At 36.2% G+C, this 21023-nt stretch carries 14 protein-coding genes; 2 read left to right on the top strand and 12 right to left on the bottom strand.

All coding sequences use genetic code 11. The annotated features are described in order from the left end of the window. The first annotated feature begins 103 nt into the window (after positions 1-103). Positions 104-1132, top strand: coding sequence for a LacI family DNA-binding transcriptional regulator (locus tag BUA03_RS06335; protein ID WP_066080423.1), 1029 nt, complete (start codon positions 104-106; stop codon positions 1130-1132). Between the two features lie 18 nt (positions 1133-1150). Here BUA03_RS06335 and queG read toward each other — a convergent pair whose 3' ends face one another. From queG to BUA03_RS06285, 10 genes are all read right to left on the bottom strand, one after another. Continuing rightward, positions 1151-2071: a tRNA epoxyqueuosine(34) reductase QueG gene (gene queG, locus BUA03_RS06330; protein ID WP_394333626.1), complete on the bottom strand. Its 921-nt coding sequence runs from the start codon at positions 2069-2071 to the stop codon at positions 1151-1153. Positions 2072-2109: 38 nt separating this feature from the next. Continuing rightward, a complete protein-coding gene (gene ruvB / locus BUA03_RS06325; protein WP_066080429.1) occupies positions 2110-3132 on the bottom strand; it encodes a Holliday junction branch migration DNA helicase RuvB in 1023 nt (340 codons plus the stop codon). Positions 3133-3297: 165 nt separating this feature from the next. Then, positions 3298-5094 carry a cytochrome c oxidase subunit I gene (locus BUA03_RS06320; RefSeq protein WP_066080434.1) on the bottom strand — a complete coding sequence of 599 codons (1797 nt, stop codon included), beginning with the start codon at positions 5092-5094 and terminating at the stop codon, positions 3298-3300. Positions 5095-5122: 28 nt separating this feature from the next. Next, positions 5123-6286 (bottom strand): cytochrome c oxidase subunit II, encoded by a 1164-nt coding sequence (locus BUA03_RS06315; protein WP_066080438.1) that lies wholly within the window; start codon positions 6284-6286, stop codon positions 5123-5125. A gap of 19 nt (positions 6287-6305) precedes the next feature. Continuing rightward, positions 6306-7781, bottom strand: coding sequence for a cation-translocating P-type ATPase (locus BUA03_RS06310; RefSeq protein ID WP_066080441.1), 1476 nt, complete (start codon positions 7779-7781; stop codon positions 6306-6308). A 27-nt stretch (positions 7782-7808) separates the two neighbouring features. Beyond that, complete coding sequence (locus BUA03_RS06305; protein ID WP_066080443.1) at positions 7809-8357, bottom strand: c-type cytochrome; 549 nt, start codon at positions 8355-8357, stop codon at positions 7809-7811. An 8-nt stretch (positions 8358-8365) separates the two neighbouring features. Beyond that, positions 8366-8890 (bottom strand): DUF3341 domain-containing protein, encoded by a 525-nt coding sequence (locus BUA03_RS06300; RefSeq protein ID WP_066080446.1) that lies wholly within the window; start codon positions 8888-8890, stop codon positions 8366-8368. Beyond that, positions 8883-10286 carry an NrfD/PsrC family molybdoenzyme membrane anchor subunit gene (gene nrfD, locus BUA03_RS06295; RefSeq protein WP_066080449.1) on the bottom strand — a complete coding sequence of 468 codons (1404 nt, stop codon included), beginning with the start codon at positions 10284-10286 and terminating at the stop codon, positions 8883-8885. The genes BUA03_RS06300 and nrfD overlap by 8 nt, the downstream gene beginning before the upstream one ends. A gap of 39 nt (positions 10287-10325) precedes the next feature. Beyond that, a complete protein-coding gene (locus tag BUA03_RS06290; RefSeq protein WP_066080453.1) occupies positions 10326-13382 on the bottom strand; it encodes a TAT-variant-translocated molybdopterin oxidoreductase in 3057 nt (1018 codons plus the stop codon). Between the two features lie 29 nt (positions 13383-13411). Next, positions 13412-14746 (bottom strand): c-type cytochrome, encoded by a 1335-nt coding sequence (locus tag BUA03_RS06285; protein ID WP_066080456.1) that lies wholly within the window; start codon positions 14744-14746, stop codon positions 13412-13414. A 215-nt stretch (positions 14747-14961) separates the two neighbouring features. Here BUA03_RS06285 and BUA03_RS06280 point away from each other — a divergent pair, with 215 nt between their 5' ends. Continuing rightward, positions 14962-15351, top strand: coding sequence for a sporulation protein (locus tag BUA03_RS06280; RefSeq protein WP_066080458.1), 390 nt, complete (start codon positions 14962-14964; stop codon positions 15349-15351). A gap of 1382 nt (positions 15352-16733) precedes the next feature. On the opposite strand, the gene infB is transcribed toward BUA03_RS06280, so the two are convergent. Both infB and nusA read right to left on the bottom strand, forming a co-directional pair. Beyond that, positions 16734-19646: a translation initiation factor IF-2 gene (infB, locus tag BUA03_RS06270; protein WP_066080464.1), complete on the bottom strand. Its 2913-nt coding sequence runs from the start codon at positions 19644-19646 to the stop codon at positions 16734-16736. A 112-nt stretch (positions 19647-19758) separates the two neighbouring features. Beyond that, complete coding sequence (gene nusA / locus BUA03_RS06265; protein ID WP_066080468.1) at positions 19759-21012, bottom strand: transcription termination factor NusA; 1254 nt, start codon at positions 21010-21012, stop codon at positions 19759-19761. Positions 21013-21023: the final 11 nt, after the last annotated feature.

Genomic DNA, 21023 nt, shown 5'->3' with positions numbered 1-21023 from the left:
TCAAAGCGATTACAGCACCCTACATTCGCATGAGAAAAAAGATTTACAGCAAAGTCGTTTCAAACCAATATTCATCTAAATTTAATAGCTAGAAATTCGATCCATGAAAGACATTACGCTTAAGGAAATTGCAGCTAAATTAGGGATATCAATAACTACAGTGTCTAAAGCGCTTAAAAACTACCCTGATGTTAGTGAGAAAACTAAAAAAGCAGTAATAGAACTTGCGCAAAAACTACATTATACACCCAACAGTTTCGCTGTCAATTTAAGAACAAAAGAATCAAAAACCATCGGTTTAATAATTCCTGAGGTAGTCCACCATTTTTTCTCTAATGTAGTAAACGCCATTATTGATGAGGCGGAAAAAAATGGTTATTTAGTAATCATTTTACAATCTAATGAAACACTAGCCTTAGAAAAAAAACAAGTGGAATTACTCATAAATAAAAGAGTGGATGGTATTATCATGTCACTCTCAAATGAATCCAATAATGATGATCATATAATAGAAATAATAAATAGAGCTATTCCTTTTGTCATGTTTGATAAAATTGCCAAACTTTCTAAGTGTTCTAAAGTAATAATTAATGACCAAAAGGCTGCATTCAATGCAGTTCAACACTTAATTGATAATGGTTGCAAGAAAATAGCACATATTCGAGGCCCATTGAATCCTCAAAATGCCATAGATCGATACATTGGATACAAAAAAGCATTAGAGAAAAATAATATCCCTTTTGATACAAATTTAGTTTACACCTGTGCGAACGTAACTTTTCAAGAAGGAAAAGATTTTGCAAAACAAATTATTGAAGAGCATGCAGACATAGATGGAATCTTTGCCATTACAGATTTGGTTGCAGTAGGAACATTAGCCTATTTCAACGAGCACAAAATTAAAGTGCCGGAACAGGTAGCAGTAATTGGCTTTAGTAATTGGTTCATGTCACAAGTATTAACACCAAAACTAAGTACGATCGAACAACCAAGCCATCAAATGGGCGTCGAATCTTTCCACTTATTATTAGAAGAGATGCAGTGTCATAAAGAAGGAATTCCTTTTACTCCAAGAACAATTGAATTAGAGACTAGCGTAATTGTTAGAGAATCATCTATAAAATCAAAATGAAATAGAAGAAAAGAATAGTTATTTTAGGAAATCAATATTCCTTTTTATTCCTTGAAACTTAGCTCTTTTTAGTGGCGAATTTTTAAATACCGCTTTAAATGTTTCTTCGGTAATTTCAATCCAATCCTTCTTTGACATGGAAAGCAATTCTGGATTTGGGCTAAATAGCGGTTCATTATGTGCTTTTGAAAATTTATTCCAAGGACAAACATCCTGACAAATATCACATCCAAAAGCCCATTCTTCAAACTTCCCTTTCATATCTTGGGGAATATTCTCCTTAAGCTCTATGGTAAAATAGGAAATGCATTTGCTACCATCAACTACATAAGGAGCCACTATTGCTTCTGTTGGACAAGCATCAATACAGGCTGTACACGTTCCACAATGATCCGTTGTAGGAGTATCGTAATCTAAATCCAAATCAATGATCAGTTCGGCGATAAAGTAAAAAGACCCTACTTTTTGAGTTAGCAAATTACTGTTTTTTCCAATCCAACCTAGCCCACTTTTGGCAGCCCAAGCTTTATCTAATACAGGTGCAGAATCAACAAAAGCTCGTCCAGCCACTTCGCCTATTGTCGATTGAATCGAAAATAGAAATTCTTTCAGCTTCTCTTTAATTACGAAATGATAATCTTCACCATAAGCATACTTAGAAATTTTATACGAATCAGGATTTTGAAGTTGTTCCGGATAATAATTTAACAAGAGTGAGACAACACTTTTAGCATCATCCACGAGCAGCGTTGGATTTAAACGTTTATCAAAATTATTTTCCATATAGGACATTTGCCCATTTCTATTCCTATTTAGCCAGTCCTCCAATCTTGGAGCCTCTTCTTCAAGAAAGCCAGCTTTGGCTATACCACAGGACAAAAACCCGAGACGTTTGGCTTCGGATTTAATAAATTGAGTATGTGTAGTTTTTGAATTTATAATACAAAAGATAACAAAGGGAATTCACTTTTTACTTATTAAAATAATCCTCCTTGCACATTAATTTTTACTTTTCCTAAATGGGCATACGCTTTCTCAGTCACTTCCCTACCTCTTGGTGTTCTCATGATAAATCCTTCTTGAATCAAAAAGGGCTCGTACACCTCTTCAATAGTTTCGCTACTTTCAGAAACGGCCGTAGCCAAAGTTGACAAACCAACAGGTCCTCCTTTAAATTTATCAATGATCGTATTTAATATTTTATTATCCATCTCATCCAATCCATGTGCATCAACATTGAGGGCTTTTAAAGCGTAACGAGCAATTTCTATATCAATTGTACCATTGCCTTTTATTTGCGCAAAATCACGCACGCGACGCAACAAAGCATTAGCAATTCTAGGAGTTCCACGGCTCCTACCTGCAATTTCTATGGCTGCTTCCATCGAAATAGGCATTTTAAAAATCGTGGCACTTCTTTCAACAATTGTAGTTAGCAATTCCGTTGTATAATACTGCAGGCGAGATGATATTCCAAAACGAGCTCTCATGGGAGCAGTCAAAAGACCAGAACGAGTCGTTGCTCCAATTAAAGTAAAAGGATTTAGATTAATTTGTACAGTACGAGCATTTGGCCCAGATTCAATCATGATATCAATCTTAAAGTCTTCCATCGCTGAATACAAATACTCTTCCACTATGGGGCTCAACCGATGAATCTCATCAATAAACAAAACGTCTCTTTCTTCAAGATTGGTTAACAAACCAGCTAAATCACCTGGCTTATCCAAAACTGGACCAGAGGTGATTTTAATTCCAACTTGTAATTCATTAGCCAGAATATTAGCCAAGGTTGTTTTTCCAAGTCCCGGAGGTCCGTGAAACAGCGTATGATCAAGAGCTTCATTACGTTGATTTGCAGCTTGGACAAAAACTTTTAAATTTTCCAATATTTGATCTTGACCAGCAAAATCATCAAAGGAAAGTGGTCTTAATTTTTTTTCAAGATCAAGCTCTTCTACATTATAACCGTTTGACGTTGGGTCTAAATTTTCATTCATTAAACAAAGATATAGAAAGAAATGCGTTAACCAGAATTCCAATTCAACCTTTTCGAAAATTGCATTGAAAAAACATTAAAATCGAAGCAAGTAGAAACGATTTAAAGTCCTGCACATAAAAGGCACAAAAAAAGCCTTTACTTTCGTAAAGGCTTTTCCTATTATTTAGTGATGTAAAACTTCTTCACCTTCTTTCATTGGAACATTCTGGGGTACAAAATCCACATCGTGCGCTGGATTACTGTAATCATAAGGCCAACGGTATACCTCTGGCAATTCGCCTGGCCAGTTACCGTGAATATGTTCTACAGGAGCAGTCCATTCTAGAGTATTTGACTTCCATGGATTCATTACTGATTTTTTACCGTAGAAAATGCTAACAAAGAAATTATATAAAAAAACCAATTGAAAAGCACCTCCAATTAAAGCAAAAGTCGTAATCAATACATTAACATTTTGCAAATCATCAAATAATGGAAAGTTAGTATTTGTATAATAACGTCTAGGTAAACCAGCTAATCCAATAAAGTGCATTGGAAAGAAAACACCATAAGCACAAATTGCAGTTACCCAAAAATGTACATAACCAAGATTCTTATTTAACATTCTTCCGAACATTCGTGGGAACCAGTGATAGATACCAGCAAACATTCCATAAAGAGCAGATATACCCATTACAAGATGAAAGTGAGCTACTACAAAATAAGTATCGTGAACGTTAATATCAAGTGTACTATCCCCCAAAATAATCCCTGTCAAACCACCCGTGATAAAAGTGGAAACAAGTCCAATAGAAAATAACATCGCAGGATTCAACTGTAAATTACCTTTCCACAGCGTTGTAATGTAATTAAAAGCTTTAACAGCCGATGGAATAGCAATCAATAATGTTGTAAAAGTAAACACGGAACCCAAAAATGGATTCATTCCCGATACAAACATGTGGTGACCCCAAACAATAGTTGATAAAAACGCAATAGCCAAAATTGACATAATCATCGCTCGGTAACCAAAAATTGGTTTACGAGAATTTGTTGCTATAACTTCAGAAGTAATTCCTAATGCAGGCAACAAAACGATATAAACTTCAGGATGTCCTAAGAACCAAAATAAGTGCTCAAACAAAACAGGTGATCCACCTTGATAATGTAAAACTTCTCCAGCAATATAAATATCGGACAGGAAGAAAGAAGTACCAAAACTTCTGTCAAAAATCAATAGCAAAGCCGCAGATAAAAGAACGGGGAAAGATACAATACCTATGATAGCGGTAACAAAGAAAGCCCAGATTGTAAGAGGCAATCTTGTCATTGACATTCCTTTAGTTCTTAAATTAATAACAGTCACTACATAATTTAAAGATCCCATTAAAGAAGAAGCAATAAATATAGCCATTGAAACCAACCATAAAGTCATTCCCATACCTGATCCAGGAATTGCTTGTGGTAAGGCACTAAGCGGAGGATAAATTGTCCATCCAGAAGATGCGGGACCAGCTTCTACAAAAAGAGAACCTATCATGATTAAACTAGATAGAAAAAACAACCAGTACGAAATCATATTCATGAACCCAGATGCCATATCTCGAGCCCCAATTTGAAGCGGTATCAATAAATTACTAAACGTACCACTCAGTGCCGCGGTTAATACAAAGAAGACCATTATCGTCCCGTGTATAGTGACTAACGCTAAATAAATATCGTTTGCCATAACTCCATTTGGAGCAAACTTATCGCCTAGTAAAATGTTGAAAATTCTAAATGACTCTTCAGGCCATGCTAATTGCATTCTAAAAAGCATAGACATTCCAACTCCTATAATTCCCATGAAGATACCTGTAATCAGGTATTGTTTGGCAATCATTTTATGATCAATACTAAAAATATATTTAGTAATAAAAGTGTCTTTATGGTGGTGTTCGTGTTCGTGATCTATTGCGTGATCGTGACCTTCTGCTGACATATATGTTTACTTTAAATTTTCTTATTAATTATTTAACGGGCATTACTGCAACAACTCCTGCAGAATCATTTGCCTTTGTAGAATCAATTCCCACTGCTCCGTCTTTAGTAGCTGCTGCACTTGCTAAAGCCGCTTTAACTTCATTTACCACAGTAGCTTTATCTTTCAACCAAGCCTTGTAATCTTCAGGTGTGTCTACAATAATCTTCATTTGCATGTTGTAATGAGAAGCTCCACAAATTTTATTACAAAGAAGCAAGTAATCAAAAGTATAAGGATCTAAAGCAGTTTCGCCCTTAGCAACAAGAGAAGCACTTTTTTTAGTTCTAATAGCATTGATGTTAGCTACTTTTTCCACCATGTACGGCAATTCTCTATACTCGGCAGTAGTATATATTGGTTCAAAAGCAAACTGCGTAACCATTCCAGGAACACAATTCATCTGCGCTCGAAAATGCGGCATATAAGCAGAGTGTAAAACATCCTGAGAACGCATTTTAAAGAGAATTTTTTTACCCTTTGGAATATGTAGTTCCGTTACAACGATATCATCTTGAGCATAAGGATCTGCTAAGTCAACACCAACAGCATTAGCACCTTCAATGTACCTAACATTTGCCTTTCCCAACACATTATCATCCCCTGAATATCTCGCTTTCCAGTTAAACTGTTGCGCATACAACTCAATAACGACCGTATCTTCATCCTCATCAACAAACATAATATTTGTCCAAGCATACAAACCGTATAATATCAAACCTGCCAAAACCACAGCAGGAATAACACTCCAAATCGCTTCTAACTTGTTATTATCTGCAAAGTATAATGCCTTTTGATCTTTCTTACCTCTATATTTAAAGGCAAAGTAATGCAGCAAAACCTGAGTAATTGCTTGAACAATAAAAATAAGAACCCAAGTTATATTCATTAGATTGTCCACTTGACCACCATGGGCAGAAGCTGGAGTATGAAGAACAAGTGGCCCCCATTTAAACAACCCGTAAATTGAGAAAATATAAATAAAAGCTAAAAAACCAAACATCAAATAACCTTGAACGTTATTATCACCATCTGTAGCTATTTCTGAACTATCTGAATTAGAACCAACTTGCGTTAGATCGAATATTTTAGTCAATTGCCATAAAGCAACAGCTAATAAAACTAAAACTATAATTACCAACAAACTTGTCATCTGTTTTTATCTTTAAATATTAATAATGAAAATGTTTACTTTCTTCAATGAAAGGATTTCTTTTTGGCAACAAAGGTACTTTAGTTAATGCTGTAAAAACAACATAAATAAATAATCCAAGGAAGAAAAGTACAGAAGCAATTTCTGAAATTCCAATAAACCAACGGTCACCCACGGTTCCAGGCATAATCATATTAAAGAAATCAATATAATGACCTGCCAATATTACAACACCAGCCATAACTATAACCCATGTAATTCTTTTGAAATCAGTATTAATTAATATTAATAAAGGGAAAACAAAGTTCATGACCACAGCCCCAAAAAACGGAAGATTATACAATTCTATTCTAGTAATAAAATAGGTGACTTCTTCAGGAATATTGGCATACCAGATCAACATGTACTGCGAAAACCATAAATAAGTCCAGAAAACACTAAAACCAAACATAAATTTTGCTAAATCATGAATATGACTTGTATTCACATGCTCCAAAACGCCCTTCGATTTCAAATACAAAGTAACTAAGGCGATTGTCGTAATAGCACTTACAAAGAAGCTTGAAAATACATACCAACCAAACAAAGTACTAAACCAATGCGGATCAATGGACATGATCCAATCCCAAGACATTATAGATTCAGTTACAATAAAAAATACAAGAAACACTGCTGAAAGCTTGAAGTTCTTTTTGTAATTCAAATTATCATTAGCATCATCTTGAGCCAAACAATTCTTTCTTGAATAATAACGGTATAAATTCCATCCAATCAAAAAGATTGCAGCTCTTATAATCCAGAAAGGAAAATTCAAATAGCCTGCTTTATTAGCAATCAGCTTATCTGTAGCAACTACTTCAGGGTCCAACCATATAAACAGATGATTTAGATGAAAACCGCATAATAGTAAGAAAATGAAGAAGATAACAGATCCTACAGGCAAATAAGCCGTAATACCTTGCATGATTCTAAATAAAACCGGAGACCAACCTGCCTGCGCAACCTGTTGGATAGCATAAAATGCCAAAACACCAAGTGAAACTAACATGAAAAAGATACAAGCAACGTAAAAAGCAGCCCAAGGCTTATTTTGCAATTGATGTAATACATGATTTAGGTGTTCTAAATGTTCCGCTTCTTCACTAACAACATGACCTTCTTTTTTAACGTTTGTTTCGGCATGCGCCACCTCAGAATGAGCTTCTTTAGCTACAACAGTGGTGTCATCAGCAGCTGGCATTGTAGCAGCTGTATTATCCCCTTTTGTATCTGTACTTACCTCATGATTAGCACTGGGTGCATCATGTTTAGCCTCAGACGAACTTGAGGCTTCATGTTTTGCTTCACCATGACCACCATGACTTTCGGCAGCAAGAAGTTTTTCAACATCTTGAATATCTTTTGGTGCAGTTAAAAAACCATATCCAATCCCTAATATACCTACGGCCATTAGGATGAATGAAAGAGTTTTTAATTTACTTGAAAATGTATACATATCTATAACGATCAGTTTGTTCAACAATTATAATTTTGCTCTTAATTCAACAACATAAGAAGCTACCAACCAACGTTCATGCTGGTCTAATTGATTGGAGTAAGCACCCATAGAATTTAACCCATAAGTCATAACATGATAAATGCTACCTTCATTAATATCCCTATCTTTATAATTAGGAATACCCAATAACTTCCCTTGCGTGACTAATTTACCTTTACCATTTCCCTCATTACCATGACAAATTGCACAATATATTTCGTAAAGCTCTTTAGATTTCGCGTGATCTTTTTCTGATATTGAATCTAGAGGAGATGTAGAATTTAGCTTGGCTAAATCATAACCTTCTGTAGAATTATCAAAACCATAAGGAACGAAACCTCTTTTAATAGTTCCATCAACAGGCAATTGCCCCTCTTTACCGTTTTTAAAAGCAGTCGATTCAGCATAAGTGTCGTATCCTATATGCTCATACATATTTGGGAAATATTGATAGTTAGGTGCCGTTGTATTATGGCACGAAGAAACTAAAATAGTTATCCCAAAAAGAAGTGTTATTTTATAAATACTTTTCATATCTCTAATTAATGCTTATCTATTACTTTAACTTCTACAGCTCCGGTGCCTTGGAAAAAGGAAATTAATTCTTCTTCATTATCATTTACCGCAACTTCCATTAAGAAATGGTCATCAGTAGTTCTTACATCAGGATTTTCAGCTTGTTTGAATGGCCATAACTTACTTCTCATGTAGAACGTTATTACCATCAAATGCGCTGCAAAAAACACGGTAAGCTCAAACATAATTGGAACAAAAGCGGGCATGTTTTCTATATAACTAAAACTTGGCTTTCCACCAATATCTTGTGGCCAATCTTGAATCATGATATAATTCATCATTGCCGTTGCCACCGAAATTCCGACACAACCATAAAGAAAAGCACAAATGGCTAATCTTGTTGGCGCAATTCCCATAGCTTTATCCAAACCGTGAACCGGGAATGGAGTAAAAACTTCCTCAATATGATGATGAGCTGCTCTGGTTTTTTTTACCGCATCCATCAAAATATCATCGTCATTATAAATGGCGTATATTACTTTATTACTCATGGTGTGAATCTTTATTTGCTTCTCTTTCTCTTTTGTAATTATCTCCAGTTCCTTTCAAAATTGTTTTTACCTCTGCTTGTGCGATAACTGGGAATGTTCTTGAATACAATAAGAACAGCACGAAGAAGAAACCGATTGTTCCAATAAAAATACCGATGTCAACAAACGTTGGAGAAAACATAGTCCAAGAAGATGGCAGATAATCTCTATGCAACGAAGTTACGATAATTACGAATCTCTCAAACCACATTCCAATATTTACAACGATAGAAATTATAAACGAAAACATGATACTTGTTCTTAACTTTTTAAACCACATGAATTGCGGTGAGAAAACATTACAGGTCATCATTGACCAATAAGCCCACCAGTAAGGTCCAGTAGCTCTATTAAGAAAAGCATATTGCTCATATTCTACTCCAGAATACCAAGCAACAAACAATTCCGTAATGTAAGCAACACCAACTATAGAACCCGTAATCATGATTACAATGTTCATCAATTCTATATGTTGAACAGTAATGTAAGCCTCAAGATTAGAAACTTTTCTCATGATAATCAACAAGGTATTCACCATTGCAAAACCAGAGAAAACCGCTCCAGCAACAAAATAAGGAGGGAAAATTGTTGTATGCCATCCTGGTATTACAGAAGTAGCAAAATCCATCGATACAATCGTATGTACAGAAAGTACAAGAGGAGTAGCTAAACCAGCCAATACTAGAGAAACTTCTTCAAAACGTTGCCAATCTTTTGCTCTACCGCTCCATCCAAAACTTAGTATTGAATACACTCTTTTATTGAAAGGAGTTACCGCTCTATCGCGCAACATAGCAAAATCAGGTAACAAACCAGTCCACCAGAAAACTAATGATACCGAAAGGTACGTAGAAATTGCAAATACATCCCAAAGCAAAGGAGAGTTAAAGTTAACCCACAATGATCCAAACTGATTCGGGATTGGTAAAACCCAATACGCTAACCATGGACGACCCATGTGTATGATTGGAAACAAACCTGCTTGAATAACAGAGAAAATTGTCATTGCTTCAGCAGAACGGTTAATCGCCATTCTCCAACGCTGACGGAAAAGCAACAGTACTGCAGAAATTAAAGTTCCTGCGTGACCGATACCAACCCACCAAACAAAGTTTGTGATATCCCAAGCCCATCCAACAGTTTTATTTAATCCCCATGTTCCAATCCCTGTAGATACGGTGTAGATGATACAGCCTAATCCCCAGAGGAAGGCTATTAATGCAATTGAAAATACAATCCACCAATGTTTGTTTGCTTTCCCTTCAACAGGTGCAGCTACATCTACAGTTACATCGTGATATGATTTATCACCTATAACTAAGGGTTTTCTAATGGTTGCTTCGTAGTGAGACGACATAATCCTTTATATTGATTCTTAATTAATTCTTTTTTTGTACTAGGTATTTCTAACTTTAACGTGATAAATCACATTTGGTTTTGTTCCAACGTGCTCCAATAAATGATACATTCTTTCATCGGCAGCTAATTTAGCAATTACTGCTTCTGTATCATTTACATCTCCAAATTTCATTGCTCCATTAGAACAAGCATTTGAACAAGCGGTTTGAAACTCCCCGTCTACGACTGGTCTTCCTTCGTTTTTGGCTTTTAAAATAGTCGCTTGTGTCATTTGAATACACATCGAACATTTCTCCATAACTCCACGAGAACGAACATTAACATCTGGATTTAATACCATACGACCTAAATCATCATTCATGTGATAATCGAATTCACTGTTTTTGTTATACAAGAACCAGTTAAAACGACGTACTTTATACGGACAGTTGTTAGCGCAATAACGCGTTCCAACACATCTATTATAAGCCATGTGATTCTGACCTTGGCGAGAGTGCGAAGTTGCAGCAACTGGGCAAACTGTTTCACAAGGTGCATGATTACAATGTTGACACATTACCGGCTGAAAAGAAACTTGTGGATTATCGCCAGCCTTCTCCATTTCATTAAATGTAGATAAGGAACTAGATAAACCTGCAATATTTTCTTTTCTTTCATTATCACCTTCAAAAGTACTTTCAGAAGAATAATATCTGTCAATACGCAACCAGTGCATGTCACGACTTCTTCTTACCTCCGATTTTCCAACTACAGGAACATTATTTTCAGCATGACAAGCAATTACACATGCTCCACAACCAGTACAAGCATTCAAGTCAATAGATAGATTAAAATGATGTCCAGTTGAACGATCAAATGAATCCCATAAATCTACCTTCGTAGCTTCTACCTCTTTATGATCCAATGAAACCATTGGTTGTTCATTCCAAACCTTAGCATCTTTAGTATTGAAAATTTCTAAAGAAGTTTCTTTGATAATGTCACCTCTTCCCATTAACGTTTTCTGACCTTGAACACAAGCAAACTCATGTTCTCCACCAGCTTTAGCCAATGTTACAGATTGTACAGTATTAAAACCTTTATATAGAGCGTAGGCATTTAAACCTACCACCATTTCTTCCTTCAAAGCCGCTTTGCGACCATAACCTAGTGCTAAACCAATAGTTCCAACAGCCTGACCCGGTTGAACAATAACTGGGACGTTTTCTAGTTTCAATCCATCTGCGGTCGTAATAGTAGCATAACTTCCATTCAAACCTCCATTAGCTACTATTTCATTGGAAAGCTCATATTTCTTAGCGTCAGCATTAGAAACAGTAACATAGTTATCCCAAGAAACTCTTGTAATTGGATCTGGGAATTCTTGTAACCAAGGGTTATTAGCCTGTTGACCATCTCCCATACCTGTTTTGGTATACAAAACCAACTCCAATCCTTGCACTGGTTTTGACTGCGCAAGCGCGCTTGCAGCAGCACTATAATCTGCAGAGCCTGCAGAAACAGATGATATAACTCCAACAAAAACACCATCATGCAAAACTTTATTCCAGGAAGAACCCACAATTGTTGCAGATGCATTACCCTTAATATACTCGTAGAATGTTCCAGAAAGACCATTTAAGGACAACAAGACATCTTGAAACTGTTTTGTATTAAAAAGAGGTCGTATAGCAGGCTGAGTGATTCCGTAAGTACCTTTTGTAAAACTCACATCATTCCATGATTCCAAATAATGCGGAACCGCGGCAGCTACAGTACTTAACAAAGCAGTTTCATCTTCTTTCAAAGAAAATGCAACTGATGTCTTCACCTTTTTTAGACCTTCAACGAAGGCAGCACTATCTGCTAAAGTATAAACAGGATTAACACCACTCATGATTAAAGTATGAACGCTTCCTGCTTTCATATCAGCTACCAATTGAGCAACTTTTACATTTGATCCTTTTCTAATTTGCCTTACTCCTAACGTACTAAAAGCTTCACTAGCTAATGCTTGGTTGATAGCCAAAACTAACAACTGAGCATTTTTATCACTAATACCAGATACCAAAACACCCTGTGAGCCAGCAGCTTTCAATTGTTGTGCTGCTTTTGTAACTTCTGCTTTAAATTTATCTTCTAAACTTACGCTAACTGCAGAACCCGTTACAACGTTATATATATGAACTAACGCCTGTTTTTGATTCGCAGTAGACATCGGCAGTCTTTTATCAGCAGCAGCACCAGACAAAGTCATGTTTGCTTCTAACTGAAAATGACGAGACATTTTACCAGCCTTAGGAACTCGTCCTTGAGTATAACTTGAGTCGTACCCACCGCCTTGCCAATCCCCAAGGAAATCAGCTCCGACAGAAACAATAAGAGACGCTTTTGAGAAATCGTAATCTACCAAAGCTCTTTCTCCATAAACCGTTTCAAATGCATCCAATGCTTCAGATGATGACACCGCATCGTAAATTACATGCTTAGCATTTGGGTTTTTGCCTATAAACTCAGCAATCAATTTTTCAGTTGATGGACTAGCCAGCGTATTTGTTAAAAGTACAACCTGCCCACCTTTTGCGGCAGCATCAGCAATACTAGATTTAATTTTAGAATCAACAACAGACCATGCAGCGTTTTTGCCTTCTACTTTTGGCTCTTTCAAACGCATACTGTCATACAAAGACAATATAGAGGCATGAATTCTTGCATTAGCACTAAACTTAGCACCAGCGATGGTGTTATTGTCTATTTTAATAGGACGCCCTTCACGAGTTTTTATTAAAAGATTAGCAAAATCAAATCCATCAAAAACAGAAGTTGCATAATAATCCGCAACCCCAGGAATGATTTGCTCTGGCTGAAGCACGTAAGGTATTGATTTGTTTACAGGACCTTCGCAAGCTGCAAGCGTCGCCGCTGCAGTACTAAAACCAACGTACTTTAAAAAATCACGACGTGATGTTGATGAAGATGACAAAGCATCACTATTTCCTAAAAATTCGTCAGTAGGAATTTCTTCAACAAATTCGTTATTTTTAAGCGCCTCAACAATAGAACTATTTTTGTCTAGTTCTTCAACACTTTTCCAGTATTTTTTGTTTGATGACATATATAAATATTAAAATCTTAATAATTTGATTAATAATGGCACTTACCACATTCTAAACCTCCCATTTGGGCGGCAGTCAATTTGTCTACGCCGTATTTCTTAGAAAGCTGCTCATGGATTTTAGTGTAGTATTCATTTCCTTCCATTTTAACTTCCGTTTTTCTATGGCAGTTGATACACCAACCCATTGTCAAAGGCGCAAATTGTTTTTGGATTTCATACTCTTGTACTGGACCATGACAAGTCTGACATTCAATACCAGCAACATTAACGTGCTGTGAGTGATTAAAGTAAACAAACGATGGCAAGTTATGAATACGTATCCATTTCACAGGCTCAGTTTTTCCTGTGTATTTTTGATTTGTCGCATCCCATCCAACAGCTTTGTATAACTTTTGAATTTCTGCATCATAAAAAGCTTTAGAATATTCTGGCGTAGCAGTTGTATCTGAAACTTCGGCAATGCTTTTATGACAGTTCATACAAACATTCAAAGAAGGAATACCAGAATGCTTGCTCACTCTAGCAGACGAGTGACAGTATTTACAGCTGATTCCATTACTTCCGGCATGTATTCTGTGTGAATAATGTATTGGCTGTATTGGAGCATAATCCTGATCAACTCCTATTTGCATTAAAAAACCATAAACAAAATAAGCACTAGCCAGCAATAAAAATACCGCACTAACTAACACCAAAAATTGATTTCTAGCAAAAGCTTTCCATATAGGCGTTGTTGGAGTTTTCGGAGCCACCTCAATACCATTCGCTTTGGCAACTTTGGATAAAACTTTGTTTACTAAAAACAACATTACAACCAAAATAAACATCACGAGTGACAAAGCACCTAATATAATGTTGTTTGAAACACCACTATCAGAAGGAGCAGTTCCTGGAACAGCTTCCGTTGCAGTTGCTGCCTTAGGAGCTTCGGCCTTAGGTTCTGAAGTATAAGCAATAATATTGTCTATATCCCCATCCGTAAGCTGAGGGAAAGCAGACATCACTGCCTTATTGTTTTCCTCATACACTTTTACAGCTTGCGCATCGCCCGATTTAATTAGCTCCGAACTGTTACGAACCCATTTATGAAGCCATGAAGCATCATATTTAGCCGCAATACCTCTAAGCATCGGACCAGTTGCTTTAGCATCCAGTTTGTGACAAGCAGCACAGTTTGCATTAAAAAGCTCTTTACCCTTAACAGGGTCAGCACCTTGCGAAGTAGCTGCAGCATCTGGAGCTGCGGCGTCAACCGCAGGAGTAGCTTCTTGAGCAAATGAAGTAAAGGAAATAGATAGCATCAAAGCTATGCTAAAAAATAATTTCCTTGAGATCGAATTATGGTTACCCACCTTTTTCATATAGTATAATGATTATCTACTAAAAATTGGCACAGTTTTTTCTAAGTGATTTATAAAAACTGATCCTTTATTTTAAAACTTGCACAAAAATACGACTTAAGAACTATTCTCAAAACCTTAAAATAGTCTTAATTTCAATTTATATCTATTCTAAATAACATTTGCTCTTGAGTATCGTTTCTTAAATATTACTTTTGCACAAAAACAATCACATTATGAGAATTTTAGCCCTACGAAAAGCCTTTTTCATCTCACTCACATTCTGTATTTCCTATCTGAACACCAATGCACAAGATGGAAATATAACTGTAAAACAAGACTCTAAATTTGAACAATTTTTAAATGAAAAGAGAAAAACTAATATTTCGAATGCTATAAATGATCGCTATAAAATTCAAATATTCAGCGGAGAAAGTGAAAAAGCAAAAAGCACGTTGAATGCCTTTAGACAAGAATTTAGAGAAATCGACGGTACTATCTTTTTCTTTACACCCAACTACAAAGTCTGGGTAGGGAATTTCAAAACAAGAATTGACGCAGAACGAAATCTCATAGAAATTCGTAAAAGCTATCCGAATGTGCATTTGATAAGACCTAATAAGTAACATTAGCCTTATTTAAATTAAAATAACAAAACCACTCAATTTGAGTGGTTTCTTGGTTTTGCATGTTTTGTCTTCCTATGTTAGCGGTCACGAGCGGGACGTTTAAGATAGCCCTTGCGGTTAATCATACTTGCACAAGTAGGGAACTGATAAACCCACTAAAACGGTTTATCTTAATACAATTTAAAAAATGTGGCAAGACCCTGAAAAGCACCCAGCTCTATAAAATAACATTACTTCAAATTGAAGCGGTTTCCGTTTTAATTCGTTTGCAATGCCTTTCTTTGTGGGCACAGATTGCAAATCTGTGCGATCCCAAACGAGAGATATAGTTACATACCAAGAGCGTTCGAGGCGATAAATCCAGTATAACGGTTTATTTTAATACAATTTACAAAACGTAGCAAGACCCTGAAAAGCACCCAACTCAATAAAATAAAACCACTTCAAATTGAAGTGCTTCCCTTTCTTAATTCCTTTGCAATGTCTTTGTTTGGGGGCACAGATTGCAAATCTGCGCTATCTCAAACGAGAGATATAGTTACATACCAAGGGCGTTCGGGCTACACCAATAGAAATATGGAGTTGCATTCGAAGGACGTTCAGGCATTTATAAGTTAACAGAAAACCACTCTTTTTTTTAAGAGTGGTTTCTTGTTCTAATTAGCTTGTTGTACCTTTAATTGCGAGCAGAGAATGCAAATCTAAGCTATCGTTGGATAGCGTTGTCGATATATCCGAGTTATATGATTACAAATCTGCGTTACCGTTGTCGACATATCTGAGCCATAAGGTTGCAAATCTACGCTGTCGCTGTCGCCATATCCGAGCCATAAGGGTCCTAAAATATCAGCACCGTCTCCAATTCTATTATTAAAAAAATTTTAGTTCTTTACCACGCCACTTTCAAATTTTTTAGATTTATCTTAAACTACAACTTCTTGTAAAACAAATGAAAATACTGAATTTTCATTCTGCTTATCTTCAAAACAAACGCATGCAAGTCTGCTGCACCTGCACCTGCATTTTACTTCCTGAAGCCCATTATTACTATTGCTTCGTCTTTAATACTTGCTTTAAAACTACTTGCTTAAACGTTCTTGTCATACTCCAAATCGATCAATCTGCTTAGATCTATCCAATAGACAAGGTTATTATATCCAAGCCTAAAAGAAGTGTGTATCGGAGCTAACTCGCTTTTAGGATCTACACTAAGAAAACGGCCAACATCTGGGTATTAATTACGAAAGTCCATCACTGCAACATGGAGCCCTAATTCATCTTGCTGCTCTCTTGCTAAAAAGCGACACGTATAATCCAATAGTTAAAATACAAAAAATCCCGACGAATCGGGATTTTCAGAAATTTATATATTTGAAATTCTATTTCAATTTCTTCTTAACAGCTACTTCATGGTACGATTCAATTACATCTCTTTCTTCAATGTCGTTGTATCCTTTTATTTGAATACCACAATCATATCCTTTAGCTACTTCTTTTACATCGTCTTTGAAACGTTTCAATGCTAACAGTTCCCCTGTAAATACAACTACACCTTCTCTAATGATTCTCATTTTAGCATTTTTGACAATTTTACCATCCATTACCATACTACCAGCAATTGAACCAATTTTAGAAATTTTGAATATCTCCCTAATTTCAGCTGTACCCAGAATTTCTTCTTTCATTTCAGGAGCTAACATTCCTTCCATCGCATCTTTCAAGTCATCGATAGCGGCGTAAATAATAGAGTAGTAGCGGATATCAATTTCTTCTTTGTCTGCTAACTGTCTTGCATTTCCAGCAGGACGAACATTGAATCCGATGATAATCGCATCTGATGCAGAAGCTAACATTACGTCGGTCTCTGTAATTGCTCCAACACCTTTATGAATTATATTAATTTGAATTTCTTCAGTAGATAATTTAGAGAACGAATCAGATAATGCTTCAACAGAACCATCCACATCTCCTTTAAGGATAATGTTCAATTCTTTAAATTGACCCAATGCAATTCTACGTCCAATTTCATCCAACGTAATATGACGTTGTGTACGAACTGATTGTTCACGCATCAATTGAGAACGCTTAGAGGCAATTTGTTTCGCTTCTTTTTCGTCTTCGAAAATATTGAACTTATCACCTGCTGTTGCTGCTCCATCAAGACCAAGAACTGAAACCGGAGTCGAAGGACCCGCAACAGTTACTATGTTCCCTCTTTCATCATGCATGGCTTTAATTTTACCATGATGCTTCCCAGCTAACATATAATCTCCAATTTTCAATGTTCCGTTTTGAACTAATATAGTCGAAACATATCCTTTACCTTTGTCAAGGAATGCCTCAACAACTGTACCTTGTGCCGCTTTGTTTGGGTTTGATTTTAGATCTAAAAGTTCTGCTTCTAACAATACTTTTTCTAATAACTCTTTAACACCTGTTCCTACTTTTGCAGAAATATCATGTGATTGAATTTTTCCACCCCAATCCTCTACAAGTAAATTCATACCCGCTAATCTTTCTTTAACTTTTTCAGGGTTAGCATTTGGCTTGTCAATTTTATTGATAGCAAATATAATTGGAACCCCCGCTGCTTGGGCATGGCTAATGGCTTCTTTGGTTTGCGGCATGATATCATCATCTGCTGCAATCACAATGATAGCGATATCAGTAACTTGAGCACCACGCGCACGCATTGCGGTAAACGCTTCGTGACCTGGAGTATCTAAGAATGCAATTTTTTGTCCATTATCTAAGGTTACTCCGTAGGCACCAATATGCTGCGTAATCCCTCCAGATTCTCCTGCAATTACGTTTTCGTTACGAATGTAATCCAGTAACGATGTCTTTCCGTGATCGACGTGTCCCATTACGGTTACAATTGGCGCTCTGAAAACTAAATCTTCTTCTCTATCTTCAACAACTTGAATCGCTTCTTCGATGTCAACAGTAATAAATTCCACTTCATAACCAAACTCATCTGCAACGATAGTCAACGTTTCTGCGTCAAGACGTTGATTCATGGTTACCATGATTCCAAGTGACATACAGGTACCGATTACTTTTGTAATTGGCACATCCATCATGATTGCAATTTCACCAACAGTAACAAACTCAGTAACCTTAATAGTTTTACTTCCTTCGTCAATAGCTCTTTGCTCCTCATCAGATTTCTGACGGTGTGTATCTCTTTTATCCCTTCTATATTTAGCCGCTTTAGATTTACCGCCTTTACCTTGCAGTTTCTCTAAAGTCTCTCTAATTTGATTTTTAACTTCCTCTTCTGTTGGCTCAACTTTGGCAACAATAGCAGGTCTGTTTCCTTTCACGAAACCAGGTCTTGCACTTCTGTTCGCATTAAATCCGCCACCACCAACATTAGGGGTAATCTTATTCGGATTTGGCGCACCAGGAACCCCTGGTATTGCCGGCGGTCTAGGAGCACCCGGTTTTGGAGCAATCCTTTTACGCTTATTTTTATTTGCATTGGCTGCAGCCGAACCTGGAGCACCCAGTTTATTAGGGGTGATTTTTGGTTCTTCTTTTTTCTTTTTCGGTTTGTTGAATTGAGATAAATCAATTATCTGACCTGTTAAAGTAGTTCCCGATAGTTTTTGATATTGCGTAGTGATGGTTTCATCAACAGGCGCTTCATCTGCTTTCACAGTCTCAGTTTTCGCAACCACGTTTGGTTCAGCTGCGACTTCTTTTGGAGCCTCTGTTTTAACTTCTTTTATTCCAACAATAGGTTTTACCTCTTTTTTGTCTGAAACCATTTTTACTTCCAAAGCCTTTTCTTGCAGCGGTTGTTCTGGAGCCACTTTTTCTGAAGTCACTTCTTTTACAACTGGCTTTACTTCAGGCACTTTAGCAACTGGAGTTTCAACTTTATCAACAGCTTTTGTAGGTGAAATAATAGTAGGCTTTTTTGGATTCAGGTCAATTTTGCCCACTTGAACCGGTGCTGATATAACCGCTCTCGCTTTTATAACCTCCTGTTGTTTTAGACGATCTTCCTCAATTTTACGTTTGTCTTCAATTTCTTTCTCTCGTTCTAAACGCAAAGCCTCTTTTTCTTTCCTTTTCTCTTCTCCTACTTCTTTTGAAGCTTCTTTATTCCCTTTGTCACCTGCAAACTGACCGCACAAGACATTGTATACATCATCAGAAATTTTTGTGTTTGGATTTGCCTCAATAGCAATTCCTTTATCTTTTAGATAATCCACAGCTCTTTCCAAAGAAATATTCAATTCCCTTAAAACTTTGTTTATTCTAATAATTCTCTCTTCAGACATACAACCTTTTTATTATTACCTTTTTTGTTATTCCTCACTCTACTCCCCACTTGGTACCTACCGAGTAAAAATTTATTGTAGAGTGGCATGTTTATCGTTGAAGACACATTGACTAACTGTCAAATTCTTCTTTCAATATTCTCATTACATCTAAAATCGTTTCCTCTTCTAGGTCTGTTCTACGTACTAAATCTTCGACATCTTGTTTTAAAATACTTTTTGCAGTATCTAAACCAATTTTTGCAAACTCTTCAATAACCCAGTCTTCAATTTCATCTGAAAACTCTGTCAATTCAACATCATCCTCATCAGCAGTTGCACCAGCAACATCCCCTTCGCGAATAACATCTAACTCATAGCCTGTTAATAAACCCGCTAATTTAATATTATGTCCACCACGACCAATTGCTTTTGAAACTTCTTCAAGCTTCAAGAAAACCTCTGCCCTTTTTGTCTCTTCATTAATTTTAATAGACGATACTTTAGCAGGACTTAATGCTCTAGTAATAAACAATTGAATGTTACTAGTATAATTGATAACATCGATATTTTCATTCCCCAACTCACGAACAATTCCGTGAATACGAGACCCTTTCATACCTACACAAGCGCCTACTGGATCAATTCTATCATCGTAAGAATCAACGGCTACTTTTGCTTTTTCACCTGGAATTCTCACTACTTTCTTAACCATAATCAAACCGTCAAAAACTTCAGGAATTTCTTGTTCAAACAATTTCTCTAAAAACTTCTCCGAAGTTCTAGACATAATAATTTGAGGCTTATTCCCTTTTAACTCCACGCTTTCAATTATTCCTCTAACATTATCTCCCTTGCGGAAAAAATCAGAAGGAATTTGTTTTTCTTTTGGCAAAATGATTTCGTTTCCTTCATCATCAACCAAAATAACAACTCTAGGACGCACATGGTGTACTTCAGCAGTATATATATCCCCAATTAAATCTTTAAACTGTTTGTAAAGATTTGTATTGTCATGCTCATGAATTTTTGAAATTAAATTTTGGCGCAAAGCTAAAATTGCTCTTCTTCCTAAATCAATTAATTTCACTTCTTCGGAAACTTCTTCCCCAATTTCAAAATCAGGCTCAATTTTTCTAGCTTCAGTTAAAGTAATTTCTAAGTGATCAAAATCCAAATCTTCATCAGAAACAATCACTCTTCTTTGCCATATTTCCATATCTCCCTTATCAGGATTTATAATAATATCGAAATTATCATCTGAACCGTATTTTTTTTTCAATGCATTTCTAAATACATCTTCTAAAATTGCCATAAGCGTTACACGATCAATAAGTTTATCATCTTTAAACTCTGAGAATGAATCGATTAATGCTAAATTTTCCATGCGAATTCTTT

The organism is Flavobacterium fryxellicola, assembly GCF_900143245.1.
Classification (GTDB): domain Bacteria; phylum Bacteroidota; class Bacteroidia; order Flavobacteriales; family Flavobacteriaceae; genus Flavobacterium; species Flavobacterium fryxellicola.
The sequence above is the reverse complement of the archived record's forward strand: the minus strand, read 5'-3'. Positions and strand labels throughout refer to the sequence as shown.